This window comes from Nakamurella flava (assembly GCF_005298075.1).
Classification (GTDB): Bacteria; Actinomycetota; Actinomycetes; order Mycobacteriales; family Nakamurellaceae; genus Nakamurella; species Nakamurella flava.
The window spans coordinates 2,360,525-2,381,097 of record NZ_SZZH01000001.1 but is presented as its reverse complement, the minus strand read 5'-3'; the positions used below and the strand labels follow the sequence as shown (position 1 = coordinate 2,381,097).

The window sequence follows — 20,573 nt, the reverse complement described above, 5'->3', positions numbered from 1 at the left end:
CGTCCGGGCGGCCCGGTGTGTGAGCCCAGCGGCTGCCGCTACTGCGCGTTGATCGGGATGATGCCGTGGTAGGCGGTGAGGGCGGCGAAGACGATGGTCACGGCGACGACGACCACGGCCGACGCGACGATGACCAGGCGGACCCCGGATCGGTGGCCGGCCCGCGAGTGGGTGGAGGCGGGGGCCAGGCGCAGCAGGACGACCGCCAGGGTCGCGGTGACCGAGAGGTAGAACGAGAACTCCACCCACTCCTGGAACCGTGACACCGGGGCGATGTCGACGACCAGGTGCACGGGCCAGTACAGGGCCATCATCGCGAAGCCGGGCACGGCGTAGCGGGGGACTGTCAGCAGCCGCGCGAACGAGGTGCGCAGGAGCCGCGGGCAGCGGCGCGCGCGTGGCGCCAGCGCCAACAGCACTCCGGCCACGCCGACCAGCGCTGAACCGATCTTGAACAGGTCCTGCAGACGCAGGCCACCGGCGTTGATGTTGTGCACGTTCAGCTCGGCCTGCTGGTTGACGGTCGCCAGCGACTCCGGCGTCACCAGGGCGAAAACCCTTTGCGCCCACGAGATCTCCTCGCCGGCCAGGCCGAGGAAGCAGAGTGCGGCGACGGCGAGCACGGCCGCTGGCAGGTAGTTCCGACGCCGGGCGGCAGCAATGGTCCCGCCCGCGGCCAGCAGCGTGCAGAGCAGCAGCAGAGCGAACTGCCCCCACTCGACCGGGCGGTCCTCCTTCAGCACGAAGTGGTAGGCGTCGCGGGAGACCAGGTACAGGCCGGCGAGCAGGGCCGCGCCGACCAGGGGGATCGAGAAGACCGACCACGCCACGGCAGTCGGAACGCCGTCGGCCGCGGCATCGTCGCGGATGGCCCGGTCGAGCAGGCGGGGCGTGGGTGAGGGGGTGGCGTGGCGGCGCGTGACAGAGGTGGACATTCGGCTCCCGTCGTCCAGACGTGGTCCGAATCGGGGAGAACGGACAGCCGACCTTAACTGACGGTGAACAGGAGGTAGAGCGGTGGAGTTGCATGTGGAACGGTTGGGTGAACCGGGTGGTGGGAGAGCGTGCAGAACGCGAAATTAGCGCGCGGAGGGGACTGGCATTCGGGCGTAACAACGGCGCCGGCCGGGCCGGATGGGGTACCCGAACGCTGCCGACAGCGCGGGTCCTCGTGCCCTCAGCCGGGCCGGTAGGCGTCGATGTCGGGAGCCGCGGCGAGTTCGGTCAGCGGCAGCAGACCGCCGGGTACGTCGGGTTCGGCCTGCGCCAGCGCCGACTCGCGGGTGGCCGGCAGTCCGTTGGCCACGACGGTCGCCAGGTCCAGCGGTCCCAACAGGGCCGACGCCTCGTTGTCGTCCTGCCCGGCGATGACGGCGGAGACCGACGAACGAGTCAGGTCCAGGTCCCCGCAGGCCGGCGCGAGCAGCGACGACCACACCGTGCCGGTGCCGAAACCGGCCAGCAGGCGCGGACCCGGTGGTCCGGAATTGCCTGCTGCCCACGCCGCCGTGACTGCGCCCACCGCGGCGTCGTCGGCGCCGACCGCCGGTGTCGGGCCGGACACCAGGACGTGATCGGTGCGCGCCAGCGCCTCCGGGGACCAGTGGGACGGGTCGTAACCGTCGATGTCGGTGACCACCACGGCGGGGGTGGCCGCCACCACCTGGGAGACGGATGCCGGGTCACCGAAGGCCATGATCGCGGTGAGACCGACGCCTGCGGCCGTCAGCTCGGCGATCGTGCCGGCCTGCAGTTCGACCCCGTTCCGGGCGGCCCACCACTGCAGGCCGGCGAGCGCGTCCGCGTTGACCGCCGTGCCGTCCGCGAGAACCCCCAGACGGGAGCCGCGGGCCAGTCGGCCGGCTTCGGCCAGGTACGCGGCGGCGTTGATGGCCTGGATGTCGGCCGGGGCGCCGGTGACGACCGGCAGTCGCGGGCCGAGTTGCGCCGACGTCCCGGCCGGGGTGAGTGCGGGCAGCTGATCGGAGACCACGGCGGCGTTGATGACCGACGAGCCGTCCCCCGGGGGGAGGACGACGAGCCCGAGGACTGATCGTCCGATCTCCTGGTACGCCTCGTCGACTCCGGCGGGCACACCGTCGGCGCCGTTGACGACGAGTTCGACGGTGCGACCGCAGATCCCGCCGGAGGCGTTGACACCCCTTTGCCACAAACGCATCCCGTCGACCAGCCCCCGGTCGCGGCCGGCGTCGACGAGGACGCCGAGGCGGATCGTGCTGTCGGTGACCCCCGGCCCGGTCAGCAACCCGTCCGGGGTGACGGGGGTGATGACGACCGAGGTGGCGGTGGACGGTGGCGACACCGTCGGATCGACCGGGTCCAGGCCGCTGGTGCAGCCGGCGAGCGCTACGGCCACCAGTACCAGGCTGGCCGCTGACCGTCGGGCGCTGCCCACCCGTCGTCCGCCCGCCCGCACCCGGGTCACGCTACTGCAGCTCGCCGGCGGCTCCGCCGCGCTCAGTCCTCGCCACCGGGAACGGCGGGTCCCAGCAGATCGTCGGCGTCCACGATCCGGTACGCGTACCCCTGCTCGGCCAGGAAGCGCTGCCGGTGGGCGGCGTACTCGGTATCCAGGGTGTCTCGCGAGACCACGGTGTAGAAGTGGGCCTGCCGGCCGTCGGCTTTGGGCCGCAGCAGGCGGCCCAGCCGCTGGGCCTCCTCCTGGCGGGAACCGAACGTGCCCGACACCTGAATGGCCACCGCGGCCTCGGGCAGGTCGATCGAGAAGTTGGCGACCTTGGAGACGACCAGGGTGGTGATCTCGCCGTTGCGGAACTCGTCGAACAGCCGCTCGCGTTCGGCGTTGCGGGTCGACCCCTGGATGACGGGGGCGTCGAGTTCGGCGCCCAGCTCCTCGAGCTGGTCGAGGTAGGCCCCGATGACCAGGGCCTGTTCGCCCGGGTGCCGGTCGAGGATGGTGTGCACGACGGGGATCTTGGTGCGGGCGGTGGCGGCCAGCTTGTACCGCTCCTCCGGCTCGGCCGTCGCGTAGCCGAGACGTTCGGCGTCCGTCAGGGTCACGCGCACCTCGGTGCACTCGGCCGGGGCGATCCAGCCCTGCGACTCGATGTCCTTCCAGGGGGCGTCGAATCGCTTGGGGCCGATGAGCGAGAAGACGTCACCCTCCCGGCCGTCCTCGCGGACCAGCGTGGCGGTCAGGCCGAGCCGGCGGCGGGATTGCAGGTCAGCGGTCATCCGGAACACCGGCGCGGGCAGCAGGTGGACCTCGTCATAGATGACCAGACCCCAGTCGCGGGAGTCGAACAGGTCCAGGTGCCGGTACTGGCCGCCGGACTTGCGCGTCATCACCTGATAGGTCGCGATGGTGACCGGGCGGATCTCCTTGCGCTCGCCGGAGTACTCGCCGATCTCGTCCTCGGTGAGCGATGTGCGGGCGATCAGTTCCCGCTTCCACTGCCGACCCGAGACAGTGTTGGTCACCAGGATCAGGGTGGTCGCCTTCGCCCTGGCCATCGCGGCCGCACCCACGATCGTCTTGCCCGCACCACAGGGGAGGACGACGACGCCGGACCCGCCGGCCCAGAAGCCCTCGACGGCGTCGGCCTGGTAGGAGCGCAGCTCCCAGCCGGCGTGGGTGTCGAGGTCGATCGCGTGGGCCTCGCCGTCGACGTAGCCGGCCTCGTCCTCGGCCGGCCAGCCGACCTTGAGCAACGCCTGCTTGAGGTGACCACGCTGGGACGGGTGCACGATGACCGTGTCGCTGTCGATGCGGGCACCCAGCATCGGGGAGATCTTCTTGTGTCGCAGGATCTCCTCCAGCACCGCCCGATCGCGGGCCGTCAGCACCAGGCCGTGCGCCGGGTTGGCCTGCAGCACCAGCCGTCCGTACCGGCTCATGGTGTCGACGACGTCGACCAGCAGCGCCTGGGGCACCGGGAAGCGCGACCAGCGGACCAGGGCGTCGACCACCTGCTCGGCGTCATGACCGGCGGCGCGGGCGTTCCACAGGGCGAGCGGGGTGATGCGGTAGGTGTGGATGTGCTCCGGGGAACGCTCCAGTTCGGCGAACGGAGCGATGTTCGCCCGGGCCGCGGGGGCATCCGGGTGGGCGATCTCCAGCAGCAGCGTCTTGTCCGACTGGACGATCAGCGGGCCGTCGGTCACGGGCGGGTCCTTCCGGTGGGCAACCTCTCCAGTGTGCCCGGTGTCGGGGTCAGGTGAAGCGGCATCAGGTCCAGTACAGGATTCGCGCGGCCGGCAACCGCTCGGTCAGGGCATCGGTGAACCATCCGCGCAGCTCGTGCAGCACCGGCGTCGGGTAGACGTACTTCACCGAGCCGAACTTGGTGCGCTTCTGCCGGCGGCGGTCCTCGTCCATCTCCAGCCGGGTCTGCGGGTACCAGCCGAGCAGCACGTCCTTGGACTTGGCGGTGAACCGGTGGGTGATCAGTTCGACCGTCAGATCGAGACCGGGAATGCCGTCCAGTTCGCGGGCGGTGGCGTCCAGCAGGTCGCCGTATTCGCTCGGCCAGCCGTCCACCGGCATGATCGGCGCGATCGTCAGGCCCACCGGGTAGCCCGCCCGGGCCAGCCGGCCCAACGCGGTCAACCGTTGATCCACCGATGCGGTGCCGCCCTCGAAGCGGCCGTCGACCGACGCCGCGTTGACCGACAGCCGGATGCGGGTGCGGCCGCCGTGGTCGAGCGTGAGCAGCGGCTCGACCTGGTCGAACTTGGTGGTGGCGCGGAGCTGCACGGGGCCGGACCAGTCATGGCGCCCGAAATGCTCGATGGTCGCCGACAACGATCCGGTGACCGCCTCGATGCCGAGCGGGTCGGTGTAGCAGGACGCCTCGAACGTGGTGCCCTCGTCGTCCCGGTCGGTGCCGGTGGTGACCGCGCCCCGGCCGACGTGCGCGTTTAGCCCGGCCAGGATCTCCTCGAGGTTGGCGTACGCCTGGACGATGGGTGGCCCACTCAGCGACCCGGCCAGGTAGCAGTACTGACAGTGCGCCGGGCAGCCCTCGGCCAGATCGAACCGCCAGTCCGCGCTCGGCGGGATGGGCTGCAGCTTGCGTTTGGACGGCGGGGCGACGACCACGGCGAGCGTCGACTTGGCGGCGGCGTATCGAGCGCGGGGGTTGTCGCCGGGTACCGGCGGGAGTCGGTCACCGGTCAGCACCTGCACGTCCGGCACTCCGGCGGCCGTGCACCGCTGCAGAATGCGCTGCCCGTGCGGGAGGTCGGCGGCCGATCTGGTGACCAGCACCCGGCGCGGTCGCCAGGGCCGCCGCGAGGACGAGGTCACCGCGACGCTGGTCGATCCGTTCGCTGCTGGGCCCATGTCAGTGGTCAACGCCGACCCCCGGGGCCTGGCATTCCGGGTTCGGTGTCGGAACTGTCACGCAGGGTCGGTGCATCCGCTCCGGAGGGGTACCAGGGGGGCATGGCCCACAACATCGCCGACCTGTTCGTCGCCACCCTCAAGGCGGCCGGGGTGCGCCGCGTCTGGGGGCTGCCCGGCGATTCGCTCAATGCCTTCACCGAGGCGCTCCGCAAGGACGGCGAGCTGAGGTGGCTGCACGTCCGACACGAAGAGTCGGCGGCGTTCGCCGCCGGTGCGGACGCCGCGATGACGGGCGAGTTGGCCGTGGTCGCCGGATCCTGCGGGCCTGGCAACCTGCATTTCATCAACGGTCTGTTCGATGCGAACCGGTCCCGGGTGCCGGTACTGGCCATCGCCTCGCACATCCCGTCCGCCGAGATCGGCAGCGGCTACTTCCAGGAGACCCACCCGCAGGAGCTGTTCCGCGAGTGCAGCGTGTACTGCGAGATGGTGGGCGATCCGGCGCAGCTGCCGTGGGTGCTGGAGACGGCGATGCGCGCGGCGGTCGAGCGGCAGGGGGTCGCCGTCGTCGTCATCCCCGGGGACGTGCTCGGAGCCGACGCCCCGGACCGCCGGCCGTCGGCGCCGATCCGGGCCAGCGCCCCCCGGGTGCTGCCGTCCGACGAAGAGCTGGCGGCCGCGGCCGAGCTGCTGGACGGCGCCAAGAAGATCACGATCCTGGCCGGCGCCGGGGTGGCCGGCGCCCACGACGAGGTCATCGCGCTGGCCGAGCGGTTGCAGGCGCCGATCGTGCATGCCCTGCGCGGCAAGGAGCACATCGAGTGGGACAACCCGTACGACGTGGGAATGTCCGGGCTGCTGGGGTTCTCGTCCGGCTACCGGGCGATGGAGCACTGCGACCTGTTGCTGATGCTCGGCACCGACTTCCCGTACCGACAGTTCTTCCCGGAGAAGGCGACGATCGTCCAGGTCGACATCCGCGGCGAGCAGCTGGGTCGGCGCACGCCGATCGACCTCGGCCTGGTCGGGGACGTCGGGGAGACCGCTGCTGCGCTGCTCCCACGGTTGGCCACCGGCCGGTCCGACAAGCACCTCAAGGACGCGCTCAAGCACTACGCCAAGACCCGCCGGGAACTCGACGGCCTCGCCGACGACGACGGCAAGCGTCCGCTGCACCCGCAGTACGTGGCCCGGGTGATCGACGAGATCGCCGCAGATGATGCCGTCTTCACCTGCGATGTCGGCACGCCCACGATCTGGGCGGCCCGCTACCTGACGATGACCCGGGACCGGCGGCTGCTGGGGTCATTCACCCACGGCTCCATGGCCAACGCCATGCCGCAGGCCCTGGGGGCGCAGGCGGTCGACCCCGGACGGCAGGTCATCGCGCTGGCCGGGGACGGCGGCCTGACCATGCTGATGGGCGACCTGATCTCCGCGAAACAGAACGATCTGCCGATCACCGTCATCGTCTTCAACAACGCTTCCCTCGCATTCGTGGAGGTCGAGATGAAGGCAGCCGGGATCGTCAACTACGGCACTGATCTGGCCAACCCCAATTTCGCCGACGTCGCGAACGCGCTGGGCTGGACCGGTATCCGGGTCGACGAGGGCGGCGACCTGCGGGCCGCCCTGACCACCGCGCTCGACACCCCCGGTCCGGCGTTGGTGGACGTGGTGGTGGCCCGCGACGAGCTGTCCATCCCGCCGACGGTGACCGCGGCTCAGGCCAAGGGCTTCTCGCTGTGGGCGATGCGCACGGTGCTGTCCGGTCGGGGCGACGAGATCCTGGACCTGGCCGACACCAACGTCTTCCGGCGCATCTTCAGCTGAGGGTGGTCGGGCGGTCGGTGCGTGGACGGTCCCGGCTCGCGCCGAGCCGGCCGGCCGCGCACGCGGCCAGGCCGACCACCGCGAACACGGCGAGCAGGATCACCACCCACGTCCAGAAGTTGCTCTGGGCCGGGTCCAGGAACGGGTAGAGCGAACGCCCGGACGACGTGCGGGCCGGGTAGTAGACGCCCAGGTAGGCGATGGGCGGCAGCAACCAGGACACCGGTGACCACCACGGCAGCCGGGCCCGGAACAGCAGCCAGTCGAGCACCATCAGCACGGGCACCACGGCGTGTTCCAGCAGGCTGTAGAGCTCCGACAGGTTCCCGGACAGCAGCACCTGGTAGACGACCAGGGTGACGATCCCGTAGACCGTGGCCGCCCCCCGGCACCAGTCGAGCACCCGCCCCGGGCGCCGGCGGGCGATCAGCGTGATGGCCACCGCCGTCATGACCAGGGCGCTGACGGCTGTGCTGACCTGGGAGAAGTACCGCAGCTGACTGAGCTCGCCGTCCATGGCCAGGAGTACACCGGTCCAGGCCAGGGCGGCGATCAGCATGGTCCACCCGGTACGTACACCCCACCCGCGACTGTCCATCGGGCCAGCCTGCCGTCCGATCGGTCCCTCACGCCAATACCGACCCGGGTGACCGCCGGGGATACTGGCGCCATGACGTCGCCGTTCGCCAAGTGGTTCAAGATGCCGTCGCTGGGTGATCGGCTGCGCAAGTGGGGCGTCCGCGAGGACCTGGTGATCGCGGCGGAGAACACCGCGTTCGGTCGGCAGGGCGACCGCGGGCTGGCCGATCTGGCCGAGCGCCTCACCGATGACGAGCGGGTGATCCGCCTGCTGGAGGCCCGTCACGGCAAGGCCATCGGGCTGCTGACGCTGACCAGTCGTCGGCTGATCTTCCTCACGCTCGGTGGCATCAAGAACAGCGAACTGCAGATCGATCTGGCCGACGTCATCCACACGGCCTGGGAGCAGCGGCGCGGCATGGGCACCGTCCGGATCACCACCCGCGACCAGGAGGAGCCGACGGTCTTCGACCAGATCCTCGGCACCCAGGCCGAGTGGCTCTGCGCCGATGTCGGCGCGGCCAAGGACCCGAACCGGGCCCCCGCCCCACCGCCCACCCCGGAGACGGGTGCCGCACCGACCGATCCGCTCAAGCTGCTCGCCGAACTGCGCGCCGTCCACGACGCCGGGCTCATCGACGACGACGAGTATGAGCGGCGCAAGGCGGTGCTGATCAAGGAGCTGTAGATCGGCTCAGACGATCGTCCGAACGGTCAGGACCTCAGTCTTGGCGACCGACCGGCGATGCTCGTCGGCCAGGGCGAGCCGTTCGGGGTCGGCTATGAACGCGTGCAGGGCCGAGTCGTCCGGGAGGTGGATGACCTGAACCTCCGTGGGGCCGCTGCCGCCGCCGATACGGCGGACCCGGCTGATGACGACGCCGCCGTGTCGTGGCAGGAGTGCGAGCACCTGGTTCTCGTAGTCGGTCAGCGCCTGCTCCTGGTCTTCGACGGCCCACAGGAGAACGCAGAGTTCGAGTTTCACCACGGCAAGCTACGCCCAGGATCTCCCGGAGGTCCGTCGGTCGACCTGATCAGGCGGGACCGCACGGGGAGCGGCCCCGCCGTGACACCCTGGGGGAGTGCTGACTGACATCCGGTGGACGCCGTGACCCTCGCCGACCTGGTCCCGGCGGCCGAGAACCCCGAGGCCTGGCAGGAGCGGCTGGGCGGGCCGGACCATCCGGCGACCGCCGACCCGGACGCCATCTTCGACGCGTTCACCGGGTGGGCCACCGAGCGGGGTCTCGAGTTGTACCCGCACCAGGAGGAGGCGCTGCTGGAGATCGTCGCCGACGCCAATGTCATCGTCGGCACGCCCACCGGCTCCGGTAAGAGCATGATCGCCACCGCCGCGCTGTTCGCGGGCCTGTCCACCGGCCGCCGGGCGTACTACACCGCGCCGATCAAGGCGTTGGTGTCGGAGAAGTTCTTCGATCTGGTCGAGATCTTCGGGGCCGGCAAGGTCGGCATGATCACCGGCGACTCCGCCGTCAACGCCAGCGCCCCCATCATCTGCTGCACGGCCGAGATCCTCGCCGGCGTCGCCCTGCGGGCCGGGGGACCGGAGCAGGACCCGACCGATCCCGGCATCGTCGTCATGGACGAGTTCCATTACTACGGCGACCCGCAGCGAGGGTGGGCCTGGCAGGTGCCGCTGCTCGACCTGCCGAAGACGCAGTTCGTCCTGCTGTCGGCCACGCTGGGTGACGTCCGCTTCTTCGTCGACGACCTGACCCGCCGCACCGGACGTCCGACCACCGCCATCACCGACGTGGAACGCCCGGTGCCACTGCACTTCTCGTACACCCTGGTGCCGATCACCGAGACGGTCGAGGAACTGCTGTCCACCCAGCGGGCACCCGTCTACGTCGTGCACTTCACCCAGGCCGCCGCGCTGGAACGCGCGCAGGCGCTGTCGTCGATCAACGTGGCCACCCGGGCGCAGCGGGACGAGATCGCCGACACCATCGCCGATTTCCGCTTCTCCGCCGGGTTCGGCAAGACCCTCTCCCGTCTCGTCCGGATGGGCATCGGCGTGCACCACGCCGGCATGCTCCCCAAGTACCGGCGGCTGGTCGAGAAGCTCGCCCAGTCCGGGCTGCTCAAGGTCATCTGCGGGACCGACACCCTGGGCGTCGGCATCAACGTGCCGATCCGCACCGTGCTGCTGACCGGCCTGAGCAAGTACGACGGCCGACGGACCCGCCTGCTCGGCGCGCGCGAATTCCACCAGATCGCCGGTCGCGCCGGACGGGCCGGGTACGACATCGCCGGTGATGTCGTCGCGCTGGCGCCCGAACACGTCATCGAGAACGAACGCGCCCTGGCCAAGGCCGGCGACGACGCCGCCAAGAAGCGGAAGGTGGTGCGACGCAAGCCCCCCGAGGGCTTCGTCAACTGGACCGAGGCCACCTTCGACCGGCTGGTCGCCGCCGAACCGGAGCCGCTGCGTTCCCACTTCCGCGTCTCGCACGCGATGGTGCTCGGCGTCATCACCCGGCCCGGCGACCCGTTCGTCGCCATGCGGCATCTCATCGAGGACAGCCACGAACCGCGGGACCGCCAGCTGCGGCACGCCCGCCGGGCCATCGCCATCACCCGCGCACTACTGGCCGCCGGCGTGATCGAACGGCTCGACGAACCGGACGAGACCGGCCGGCGCTACCGGCTCACCGACGAACTGCAACTCGATTTCGCCCTCGACCAACCGCTCTCACCGCTGGCGCTGGCCGCCCTGGAACTGCTGGACCGCGACGACCCGGGGTACGCGCTGGACGTGGTGTCGCTGGTCGAGGCGATCCTGGAGGGGCCCGGGCCGGTCCTCGCCGCGCAGCGGTTCGCCGCCCGGGGTGAGGCCGTGGCCGTGATGAAGGCCGACGGCATCGAGTACGAGGAGCGGATGGCGCTGCTCGAGGACATCGACCACCCCAAGCCGCTGGCCGACCTCATCGAGGTCGCCTACGAGAACTACAAGCGCGGGCACCCGTGGGTCGCCGAGTACACGCCCGAACCCAAGAGCGTGGTGCGCGACATGTACGAGCGGGCGATGACGTTCTCCGAGTACGTCGCCCACTACCAGCTCACCCGCTCCGAGGGCGTGGTGCTCCGCTACTTCGCCGACGCCTACCGGGCCATGCGCCGCACCGTCCCGCAGGACGCCCGCACCGAGGAGGTGTCCGACCTCATCGCCTGGCTCGGCGAACTGGTCCGGGGTGTGGACTCCAGCCTGCTCGACGAGTGGGAGGCCCTCGCGCATCCGGAACCCGACGGGTCGACGGCGGTCCGCCCGCCCAGCGCCTCCACCGCGGACCGCGGCATCACCGCCAACGAGCGCGCTTTCACCGTCATGGTCCGCAACGCGGTGTTCCGGCGCGTCGAACTGCTGGCCTACGCCCAACTCGCCCAACTCGCCGAACTGGACGGGACGGCCGGGTGGGACGCCGACCGGTGGCGCGAGTCGATGGCCGACTACTGGTCCGAATACGACGATCTCGGCATCGGCCCGGCTGCGCGGGCGTCCGACCTCGTCGTCATCGACCGGGAACGGGACGTGTGGCACGTGCGGCAGGCGTTCGACGACCCGGCCGGCGACCGGGACTGGGGGATCCGGGTGGACGTCGACCTGGCCGCCTCCGACGAGGCCGGCGAGCCGGTCATCGCGGTGGCCGGGGTGGGACCCGAATCCGCCGGGTAGCCCGGACCGGCACCACCTCGACGGACACGGGTATACCGACATCCGTTGGGCCCGAACGAGTCCGGTGTCTGCCAGCCATCGGAACCGCTGCCGCACGTGACGTGCATCGCGGCGTACCGGTGTCGTTACGACCCTGCAGAAGCGGGAACCCTGCCCCACCGATGAGCCGATCGCCGAATGAGGCAGGGGTCGGACCGGGGAAGCGGCAGAGAGCAGGGTAGTCATGCAGGTTCGTCACCATGAAGCACGCGCGCGCCGGGGCGTGATCGTGGCCGTACTGATCGGCGCGCTGGCCGCCGTGATGGCCGGTTGTGGCGGCTCCGACTCCGCCGCCGGCTCGGCGTCCGGTGCCGGGCCCGCCGACTCCGCCACGGCCGCCGCGCCGGCCGGTTCGGCCACCGTCGTCCCGGCCGCCCGGGATCTGGTCCCGCAGGACATCCGCGACCGCGGAACCCTGGTCGTGGCCACCGGGGAGGGCTACCCGCCGTTCGAGTTCTACGACGAGGCCGGCACCACACTGCAGGGCGTCGACCCGGAGATGGTCGCGGCCATCGCCGGCACCCTCGGATTGCGACCGGAACTGCAGGTCCTGAAGTTCGACGGCATCATCCCCGGCCTGCAGGGTGGCCGCTTCGACATGGCCGCCGCGGCCATGGGTGTCACCGCCGAACGCAACCAGGTGGTCGACTTCGTCACCTACTTCGAGGGCGGGGCTTCCCTGCTGACCCGGGGTGGCAACCCGGAGGGGCTGACCCTGGACAACCTGTGCGGCCGCACCATCGGCGCCCAGAAGGGCACCATCTACGTCGACAACGTGCTCCCGAAGCTCACCGCGGCGTGCGAGGCCAACGGGCAGCCGGCGATCACTGTCGACGTCTACCCGGACGCGGCGCAGACCAACCTGGCGGTCAGCAGCGGCCGGGCGGTGGGCGTGGTCTCGGACTACGGCCCGCTGGCCTACGTCGCCCAGCAGTCGAACGGACAGTTCTCCGTGCTGGACGCCAACTACGACCCGGCGCCCTACGGGTTCGCCGTCCCCAAGGGTTCCGAGCTCGCCCCGGCCATCGAGGCCGCCGTGGAGGCCCTGATCGCCGACGGCACCTACCAGCAGGTGCTGCAGAAGTGGAACGTGTCGACGGGCGCCATCACGGACCCGACGGTCGCCCGTGGCTGATCGGACCGCGCCGGGAGCGGACGTCGAAGTGGCCGGCGAGGTCGTCAAGCTCCGGCACCCCGGCCGCTGGGTCGCCGTCGCGGTCGTCCTGGTCCTGGTGGCCATGTTGGTCACCTCGCTCGTCAGCAACGAGAACTATCAGTGGGACATCGTCTTCCAGTACTTCACCAGCACCGCGGTGCTGGAGGGGCTGCGGATGACCCTGCTGCTCACAGTCGTCGCGATGGTCGTCGGGGTGCTGCTGGGCATCGTCCTGGCGGTGGCCCGGGACTCGGCGAACCCGCTGGTGTCCACCGCCGCGCTGCTCTACATCGGATTCTTCCGGGGCACCCCGCTGCTGGTGCAGTTGATCTTCTGGTTCAACCTCTCGGCGCTCTATCCGGTGCTGTCGCTGGGCATCCCGTTCGGGCCGACGTTCGTCTCCGGCAGCACCAACGCGCTCATCACCCCGCTGGTGGCGGCCATCCTCGGGCTGGGACTCAACGAGGCCGCCTACATGGCCGAGATCGTCCGCGCGGGACTGCAATCCGTCGACCACGGCCAGACCCAGGCCGCTCAGGCGCTCGGGATGACCGCCCGGCAGGTGTTCCGCCGCATCGTCCTGCCGCAGGCGTTGCGGGTCATCATCCCGCCCACCGGCAATCAGACCATCTCGATGCTCAAGACCACCTCGCTGGTGAGCGTCATCGCCCTGCCGGAGCTGCTGTTCGCCGTCCAGATCATCTACTCCCGGACCTACCAGGTGATCCCGCTGCTCATCACCGCGAGCCTGTGGTACCTGATCCTGACGACCGTCCTGACCGTCGGGCAGACGTTCCTGGAGCGACGACTGCGGCGCGGCGACCACAACCGACCCGTCGCGGCCGGCACCGATTCGACGGCCGCCGTCGACGACTCCATCGATGGGCCAGTCGATCTGGCGAAGGACCGGTCCCGATGAGCGACGCACCCATGCTGATGGCCCGCGGCGTCCGCAAGTCGTACGGCGGCACACCGGTCGTCAAGGGGATCGACCTCGACGTGAACGCCGGGGAGGTGCTCTGCCTGCTCGGTGCGTCCGGGTCGGGCAAGAGCACGTTCCTGCGGTGCATCAACCACCTCGAACGCATGGACGCCGGCTGGATCAGCGTCAACGGTGAACTGGTCGGCTACCGGCGGCGTAACGGCAAGCTGTACGAGCTCCGCGACCGGGACATCGCCCGGCAGCGCAGCCGCATCGGGATGGTGTTCCAGCAGTTCAACCTGTTTCCGCACCTGTCGGTGCTGGACAACCTGATGGAGGCGCCGCTGCGGGTGCGCCGCGAGAAGCCGGCGGCCGTCCGCGAACGCTCGCTGACGCTGCTCGAGCGGGTGGGCCTGGCCGGGCGGGCCTCGGCCTACCCGCGCCAGCTCTCCGGCGGCCAGCAGCAGCGGGTGGCCATCGCCCGGGCCCTGGCCATGCAGCCGGATCTGATGTTGTTCGACGAGCCGACGTCGGCGCTGGACCCGGAACTGGTCGGCGACGTCCTCGCCGTCATGCGGGATCTCGCCGCCGACGGTATGACGATGATCGTGGTCACTCACGAGATCGGTTTCGCCCGGGAGGTGGCCGACCAGGTGGCGTTCCTGGACGACGGGGTGATCCTCGAGCAGGGGCCGCCGGAGCAGGTGCTGGACAACGCGACCCAGGACCGGACTCGGTCGTTCCTGGCCCGGGTGGTGTGACCCGGCCCCGGCCGACACCCGCAAGGTGCCGGCCGGGGGAGGGTCAGGCCGGGGTGACGGCCGAGAAGACCAGGCAGGGCTCCTCGTAACGCGCGCCGGGGACGGCGTAGAGGGCATCGATGGCGGCCAACCGGGCCGGGGTGGCCGCGACCATGGTGGCCACCTCCGCCGCGGACGGGGTGATACCGGCGGCGGCCAGCTGAGCGGCCACCAAAGCGGCGGGATCGACGTTGTCGGACATGGGCTTTCCCTTCGGACGTGCGGGTTCGGTGGGGTGGCTCAGGCGGCGAGGGCGGACGAGGCGGTGATCATGGCCGGCACCCGGGTGTGCCAGTCGGTCTGCTGCTGGAAGGCGTGGCCGGCGGCGAAGACGGCCGCCTCGTCGAACGGCTTGCCGCACAGCTGCAGGCCCATCGGCAGCCCGGCGGCGCTGAACCCCATCGGCACCGACATCGCCGGGTTGCCGACCGCGTTCCAGTACGGCGTGTGCAGGCTGGGGATGAGGTCGGCCAGCTTCATGTCGTCGAACAGGGGAGCGGGTTCGCTGGTCGTCGGCGTGACGATCAGGTCGATGCCGGCGTCGGCGTAGAGCTCGCCGAGCAGCCGCTGGCCGACCCGCCGGACGCGCTGCATCTGCACGTAGTCGCCGCCCGAGATCAGGGCGCCGTCGATGACCGCCGCCCGGGTGCCGGCCGCGAAGTCGGGCCAGCGCGACTGCAGGTCGGGGCGGTGGTAGGCGTAGGCCTCGGCGCAGAAGCCGGACATGGTGATGGTCTTCAACTCCTCGTACAGCGGCAGGTCCACCTCCACCACGGTCGCCCCGGCCGCTTCCAGTGCCGTCACCGCGTCGGCGAGCAGACCGTCCAGGGCCGGATCCCAGAACTCGCCGCTGTGCGCCTTCAGCGTGTCCAGACCGATCCGCATCCCGTCCAGCGAGCCGGTGAGGCCGGACAGGTAGTCGTCGACCGGACGGTCCACGCTGCAGGCGTCGCGCGGGTCGTGCCCGGCCATGACGCTGAGCATGGCCGCGCAGTCGGCGGCCGACCGGGCCATCGGACCGATGTTGTCGTAGCTGTAGCCCAGCGGGACGCAGCCGGCCTTGGGCACGCGGCCAAAGGTCTGCTTCATCCCGGAGATCCCGTCGACCGCGGCCGGCCAACGGACCGACCCGCCGGTGTCGGTGCCCAGCCCACCCAGCACGAACCCGGCCGCGACGCCGCCGCCGGTGCCCGAGCTCGATCCGCCGGAGTAGTGGGCGGTGTTCCACGGGTTGCGCGGCAGCGGGAACGGCTTGGTGACGTCGGGCATGCCGATGGCGTATTCCATCGTGGTGAGCTTGCCGGTGATGACCGCGCCGGCGGCGCGCAGCCGGGCGACCACCGGGGCGTCGCCGACACCCCAGGACCGGTCGAGAACCAGGCTCTGAGCGGTGGTCTCGCCCTCCTCGGTGGTGATGATGTCCTTCACCCCGATCGGGATGCCGTGCAACGGGCCGCGATCGACCCCGCCGGCCAGCTCGGCGTCGGCCTTCTCGGCCGCGGCCAGCGCGGTCTCGTCGAACCGGGCCAGGTAGACGCCCAGTTCGGAATCGTGGGCGTCGGCCAGCGCGTAGCCCGCACGGACCAGGTCGACCGAGGTGGTCTCGCCGGACCGCAGGGCCGCGGCGGCGTCGGTGATGGAGGTGTACATGGTGCTCCCGGTTTCTCTCAGTCGTGCAGGGTGGACAGGGCGGGGGGTCGGACGAGGTGGTGGTCGGTGGCGGCCTGCCAGGCCGAGCCCAGGGCGAGAATCGTGGCCTCGTCACGCTGATGGCCGACGAATTGCAGGCTGACGGGCAGGCCCTGGACCGTGCCGGACGGCACCACGAGCGCGGGGTTGCCGGTCAGGTTGAACGGCACCATGGGCTGACACGCCGCGACCAGCCAGTCGACCTCGTGATCGCCGAGGTCGCTGACCATGGCCGGCGAGATGAGCGGCGGGAGGGCGGTCATCGCCGGGGTGACCAGGGCGTCGAGACCGTCCATCGCCGCGGCCAACTCGCGCTGGAAGCCCACCCGCAGCCGGAGGGCCCGCAGGTAGTCCGACGCCGAGACGAACGGTCCGGCCCCGAGCAGGGTCGCGCCCATCTCGTCGCGGTTCTCGATGTCGTGGACGTGATCGCCGTGCAGCGACAGCATCTCGGCGTAGATGATCAGCCACGACGTCGTCGCCGCCAGGTCGAAGGTGGGCAACTCCACCTCCACGATCTCGACCCCCAGGTCGGCCAGTTCGGCCAGGGCCGCCTGGTAGGCGTCGGCGACCTCGGGGTGCATGGGCGTCTCGAAGGTGGCCGGGGCCCGACCGACCCGCATACCGGCGACCGGCGTGCCCAGGGCTGCGGCGAACGGTCGCTCCGGGAGGGGCAGGGATGTCGGGTCGTCGGCCGACTCCCCGGCGATGACGTCGAGCATCACCGCGCAGTCGGCCACCGAACGGGTCATCGGTCCGGCGTGGTCCAGACTCCAGGACAGCCCCATCACCCCGGCCCGGGGCACCCGGCCGTAGGTCGGCTTGAGCCCCGACAGCCCGCAGAAGGCGCTGGGGATCCGGATGGAGCCGCCGGTATCGGTACCGATGGCCAGCGGGAGCTGGCCGAGGGCGACCGAGGCGCCGGACCCGCTGGAGGATCCGCCGGTGGTCCGGTTGTGGTCGTAGGGGTTGCGGACCGGCCCGAAGGTGCGGTTGACCGCCCCGCCGCAGGCGAACTCGAACGTGCCCAGCTTGGCCAGCAGGATCCCGCCGGCCTGCGCGAGCCGGGCGGCCAGCACCGCGTCCTGGGTGGGGACGTGGTCGGTGAACAGGGCCGAGCCGCCGGTGGTACGGATCCCGGCGGTCGCGACGATGTCCTTGAGGCCGTAGGGGACTCCCTCCAGCGGCCGGGCGGTGCCGTCGGCCCAGCGGCGGTCGGACTCGGCCGCGGCGGCCAGCGCCTGGTCGGCCAGCAGCGTCAGGACCGCGTTGACGTCTCGGTCGGTGGACTCGATCCGGCGCAGACAGGCCTGCACCGCCTCGGTCGGGGTGGTCCGACCGTCGGCGAAGAGCGCCAGCAACTCGGTGGCGCTGAGATCGGCGAGATCGACGGCAGTCTGCAGGGTGTCGGTCATCGGACGTCTCCGGAGCGGATGAAGGCCAGTGCGTGGGTGGGCTCGTCGACGGGATCGAGGAAGGGCAGCGGCAGTCGCCGGATGCGGTCCAGGTCGCCCCGCAGCGCGGCGTGGGTGGCGTGGGCCTGGGCCAGGCGGGCCGGCTGCAGGTCGACCTCGAGGTCGGCGGCGATCGCCGCGAACTGCTCAATCGATGGCTGGGGCATGCGCGGGGGTTCCTTTCGCGGAGGTGGTGGAGGGCATGCGGGTCTCGCCCACGACGAGGGCGAGCAGAAGTCCGAGCAGCAGGACGCCGGTGGCCGCGAGCAGCGAACCGGACAGCCCGACGGTGGCCAGGGCCAGGGCGGCCATCGCGCCGCCGGCGACCATGCCGATGTCGCTGGCGATGCGGTAGGCCGAGACGGCCGACTCGGCGTCGGCCATCAGGTCGACGGCCATCGCGGTGGGCAGGGTCCAGGTCGCACCGACGGTCACCCCGAGTCCCAGGGCGCAGGCGGCGACGACGAGCGGGGGCGGGTCGACCAGGGCCAATGTCGTGGTCAGCGCGGCGCCCCAGAGCAGGCTGCCGATCAGCAGCGGTCGGCGACCGTGCCGCTCCGACCATCGCGAACTCCAGGCCATGACGGTGATGTCGGTGATCGCCAGGGCGAACAGCGTGCCGCCGAGGGCGGTGCTGTCCATCCCGACGGCCTCGCCGGCCAGCGGGACCATCGTCATGGCGATGGCGGACCGGACGATCTGTCCGGTGGCGGCCAGACCCATGACGGCCCACACACGCGCCCCCCGCAGCCCGAGACCGCGGGGCAGGGACAGCCGGGGGCGTCCGGTCCCGGGCACCCGCGGTAGCAGCAACGCCAGCCCGGCGGCCAGCAGGTTGACGCCGGCGCAGACCGCGAAGAGCAGCCGGTAGCCGTCCGCGGGATCGGCGCTGCCGGCCCAACCGGCGACGACACCGCCGGTCAGCGGCCCGATGGCGATACCGGCGAACCAGGCCGCGTTGAAGCCGCCGATGGCTGCCGCCGACGAGCGTCGGTGCTGCTGACCGAGCCGGACGGCCAGGTGGATCCCGCCGGCCATGAACAGCGCGGCGCCGAAACCCTGCAGCACCCGGGCGATGAGGGCCACCACCCAGACGGTGGACAGAGCGGTCATCACCGCACCGACACCGAAGATCAGCGACGATCCGCACAGCACCCACCGGGAACCGAGCCGGGGCAGGACCCGGGAACCGAACAGGTCGACGATCAGCAGGGACAGGCCCATCGACGAGACCGTCAGGGCGGCATCGGTGGTCGATCCGCCCAGGGCCAGCACCAGCACCGCGGTGAACGGGGCGGTCAGACCCAGGCCCATGCCGGTGACCAGCACCACGGCCTGGAAGGCGCCGGCGCCGACGGGACCGGCCGCGGCCGTGGGCGGCCGCGTCCTGTCCCGTCGGCCGGCGATGGTGATCACGCGAGTGCAGCCGTCCGGATCGCCACGCCGCCGGGGGTGACACCCACGGCGTTCTCGACGACCTGGCCCGCCCGGAAGGTCACCGCGTCCTCGAAGTACCGACCGGCGATCTGGATCGACGTGGGCATCGACGTCTCCGGATCGACCCCACTGGGCACGGCCAGCCCGGGATGACCGGACAGGTTGAGCACACAGGTGTTGGCCACCATGGTGGTGCCCCGGGACAGCAGTTCCCGATCGTCGGCCGGACGGTCCAGGAGCTTGGGGGCAACCTGCGGAGTGGTCGGCGTAATCAGCAGGTCGACGTCGAGCAGCGCCTCGTCGATCTGGGCGGTCAGCGCGCGACGGAGGTTGGCCGCCTTGGCGTAATAGGTCGAGAAGTACTGCTCGGACAGGTATCTCCCGCCGATCAGCCAGGTCTTGAGGAAGGGCGGGAAGGAGTCCGCCTCCAGCCGTCGCACCAGCCCGAAGGCGTGGGTGCGCTCGACGTCGACCTCCCCGAGATGGGCGTAGCCCGCGCCGTCGCTCTGCGCGGTCAGCCAGGCCAGGTGCAGCAGCAGCGACGTCTCGATCGCCCAGGCCTCCGACCAGAGCGGGATGGAGACCGGCCGCAACTCGGCCCCGGCGGCGGACAGCGCCTCCGCGGCGTTCTCGAACCCGCGCAGGACGCCGGGCTCGCAGATGAGCGGATCGCAGCCCTCGGTGACGATGCCGATGCGCAGCCCGGCGATGCCGTCGTGGACGGTCTCGGCGGCGCTGGTCGGCGCGGGACGGGCGCGGACCCACTGCGGGTCCCGGTCGGAGTGACCGCTCATCACGTCGAGCATCAGGGCGGTCTGCTCGACGGTCCGGGCGATGGGGCAGACCGCGTCGATGGTGTGGTCCATGTAGGTCAGCCCGTGCGAGGGCACCAGACCCTGGGTGGGTTTGATGGAGACGACCCCGTTGAAGGACGCGGGGATGCGAGCCGAGCCGCCCTCGTCCACCCCGATCGCCAGGTCCACCGCGCCGGAGCGGACGGCGGAGCCGGAGCCGCCGGAGGACCCACCGGCCGAGCGGGTCGGGTCGACCGGGTTGCGGGCCGGGCCGTACCAGCTCGATTCACCGGTTCCGGAGGTCGAGAAGTCGTCCAGGTTGGTCTTGCCCACCACCGTGGCCCCGGCGTCCAGCAGACGCTCGACGACGACCGCGTCGGTGGTCGGCGTGTACGACAGGGTGCGCGAGGCGTTGGTGATGGGGATGCCGGCGACGGCCAGGTTGTCCTTGACCCCGACGGTCAGTCCGGCCAGGGGACCCGCGGTGGATCCCTCGACCCGGCAGGTACGGGTGAAGGCGTGGAATGGGTCCTCGGCGTCGGTCGGCGTGCGACCGGGGTCACGGGTCAGATGACGCAGCGGGGGGAGCGGGGCGGCGAGCTCGTCCAGGCGGTCGATGGCGGCGAAGGCGCCGTCGAGCACCTCGGCGTAGGCCAGGGCTTCCGCCGTCGTGAGCGTCAGGTGCTCCTGGGCGGCGATCGTGGTGACCTGGTCGGGGGTGGGTCGCCGGATGAAGCCGCGGATGCGGCCGCGGGGCAGGGACATGACCAGTCCTTTCGGGGACATGGAACGTGGGGCCCGGTGGGTGGCGGTCGGCGACCGCCACCCACCGGGGACTGCGAAG

General features: G+C 71.2%; 18 protein-coding genes. 6 read left to right on the top strand and 12 right to left on the bottom strand.

The features are described from left to right. Positions 1-38 precede the first annotated feature (38 nt). From FDO65_RS10760 to FDO65_RS10745, 4 genes are all read right to left on the bottom strand, one after another. Positions 39-935: a hypothetical protein gene (locus FDO65_RS10760; RefSeq protein WP_137449281.1), complete on the bottom strand. Its 897-nt coding sequence runs from the start codon at positions 933-935 to the stop codon at positions 39-41. A gap of 242 nt (positions 936-1,177) precedes the next feature. Beyond that, positions 1,178-2,377, bottom strand: coding sequence for an ABC transporter substrate-binding protein (locus FDO65_RS10755; protein ID WP_137449280.1), 1,200 nt, complete (start codon positions 2,375-2,377; stop codon positions 1,178-1,180). Between the two features lie 101 nt (positions 2,378-2,478). Further along, the gene (locus FDO65_RS10750) at positions 2,479-4,146 is read right to left on the bottom strand and encodes a DNA repair helicase XPB (RefSeq protein ID WP_137449279.1); all 1,668 of its coding nucleotides are present in this window, start codon (positions 4,144-4,146) and stop codon (positions 2,479-2,481) included. Positions 4,147-4,210: 64 nt separating this feature from the next. Then, positions 4,211-5,326 carry a spore photoproduct lyase family protein gene (locus FDO65_RS10745; protein ID WP_137449278.1) on the bottom strand — a complete coding sequence of 372 codons (1,116 nt, stop codon included), beginning with the start codon at positions 5,324-5,326 and terminating at the stop codon, positions 4,211-4,213. A gap of 102 nt (positions 5,327-5,428) precedes the next feature. On the opposite strand from FDO65_RS10745, the gene poxB reads away from it, so the two are divergent. After that, positions 5,429-7,162 carry a ubiquinone-dependent pyruvate dehydrogenase gene (gene poxB, locus FDO65_RS10740; protein ID WP_137449277.1) on the top strand — a complete coding sequence of 578 codons (1,734 nt, stop codon included), beginning with the start codon at positions 5,429-5,431 and terminating at the stop codon, positions 7,160-7,162. On the opposite strand, the gene FDO65_RS10735 is transcribed toward poxB, so the two are convergent. Beyond that, positions 7,155-7,760: a Pr6Pr family membrane protein gene (locus FDO65_RS10735; protein WP_137449276.1), complete on the bottom strand. Its 606-nt coding sequence runs from the start codon at positions 7,758-7,760 to the stop codon at positions 7,155-7,157. The two genes, poxB and FDO65_RS10735, sit on opposite strands and share 8 nt — an antisense overlap. 72 nt (positions 7,761-7,832) lie before the next feature. Here FDO65_RS10735 and FDO65_RS10730 point away from each other — a divergent pair, with 72 nt between their 5' ends. Further along, positions 7,833-8,429, top strand: a complete 597-nt coding sequence (locus FDO65_RS10730; protein ID WP_137449275.1) for an SHOCT domain-containing protein — start codon at positions 7,833-7,835, stop codon at positions 8,427-8,429. Between the two features lie 6 nt (positions 8,430-8,435). Here FDO65_RS10730 and FDO65_RS10725 read toward each other — a convergent pair whose 3' ends face one another. Then, on the bottom strand, positions 8,436-8,726 hold the full coding sequence (locus FDO65_RS10725) for a DUF1330 domain-containing protein (RefSeq protein ID WP_137449274.1): 291 nt from the start codon (positions 8,724-8,726) through the stop codon (positions 8,436-8,438). A gap of 180 nt (positions 8,727-8,906) precedes the next feature. Here FDO65_RS10725 and FDO65_RS10720 point away from each other — a divergent pair, with 180 nt between their 5' ends. From FDO65_RS10720 to FDO65_RS10705, 4 genes are all read left to right on the top strand, one after another. Then, on the top strand, positions 8,907-11,438 hold the full coding sequence (locus FDO65_RS10720) for a DEAD/DEAH box helicase (RefSeq protein ID WP_205849975.1): 2,532 nt from the start codon (positions 8,907-8,909) through the stop codon (positions 11,436-11,438). Positions 11,439-11,706: 268 nt separating this feature from the next. Next, positions 11,707-12,612: an ABC transporter substrate-binding protein gene (locus FDO65_RS10715; protein ID WP_137449272.1), complete on the top strand. Its 906-nt coding sequence runs from the start codon at positions 11,707-11,709 to the stop codon at positions 12,610-12,612. Beyond that, complete coding sequence (locus tag FDO65_RS10710) at positions 12,605-13,552, top strand: amino acid ABC transporter permease (RefSeq protein WP_240757533.1); 948 nt, start codon at positions 12,605-12,607, stop codon at positions 13,550-13,552. Before FDO65_RS10715 ends, FDO65_RS10710 begins: the two co-directional genes overlap by 8 nt. 11 nt (positions 13,553-13,563) lie before the next feature. After that, positions 13,564-14,316, top strand: a complete 753-nt coding sequence (locus tag FDO65_RS10705) for an amino acid ABC transporter ATP-binding protein (RefSeq protein ID WP_137449751.1) — start codon at positions 13,564-13,566, stop codon at positions 14,314-14,316. Between the two features lie 43 nt (positions 14,317-14,359). On the opposite strand, the gene FDO65_RS10700 is transcribed toward FDO65_RS10705, so the two are convergent. The 6 genes from FDO65_RS10700 to FDO65_RS10675 are packed head-to-tail and all read right to left on the bottom strand — an operon-like array spanning position 14,360 to position 20,494. Next, the gene (locus FDO65_RS10700) at positions 14,360-14,557 is read right to left on the bottom strand and encodes a hypothetical protein (protein ID WP_137449271.1); all 198 of its coding nucleotides are present in this window, start codon (positions 14,555-14,557) and stop codon (positions 14,360-14,362) included. Between the two features lie 38 nt (positions 14,558-14,595). Then, positions 14,596-16,005 (bottom strand): amidase, encoded by a 1,410-nt coding sequence (locus FDO65_RS10695; protein ID WP_137449270.1) that lies wholly within the window; start codon positions 16,003-16,005, stop codon positions 14,596-14,598. Between the two features lie 17 nt (positions 16,006-16,022). Continuing rightward, positions 16,023-17,459, bottom strand: coding sequence for an amidase (locus tag FDO65_RS10690; RefSeq protein ID WP_137449269.1), 1,437 nt, complete (start codon positions 17,457-17,459; stop codon positions 16,023-16,025). Beyond that, positions 17,456-17,665, bottom strand: a complete 210-nt coding sequence (locus FDO65_RS10685) for a hypothetical protein (RefSeq protein ID WP_137449268.1) — start codon at positions 17,663-17,665, stop codon at positions 17,456-17,458. Before FDO65_RS10685 ends, FDO65_RS10690 begins: the two co-directional genes overlap by 4 nt. Then, entirely contained in the window at positions 17,646-18,914 is a 1,269-nt protein-coding gene (locus FDO65_RS10680) for an MFS transporter (protein WP_137449267.1), read from the bottom strand. Before FDO65_RS10680 ends, FDO65_RS10685 begins: the two co-directional genes overlap by 20 nt. Then, entirely contained in the window at positions 18,911-20,494 is a 1,584-nt protein-coding gene (locus tag FDO65_RS10675) for an amidase family protein (protein WP_137449266.1), read from the bottom strand. Before FDO65_RS10675 ends, FDO65_RS10680 begins: the two co-directional genes overlap by 4 nt. Positions 20,495-20,573 lie beyond the last annotated feature (79 nt).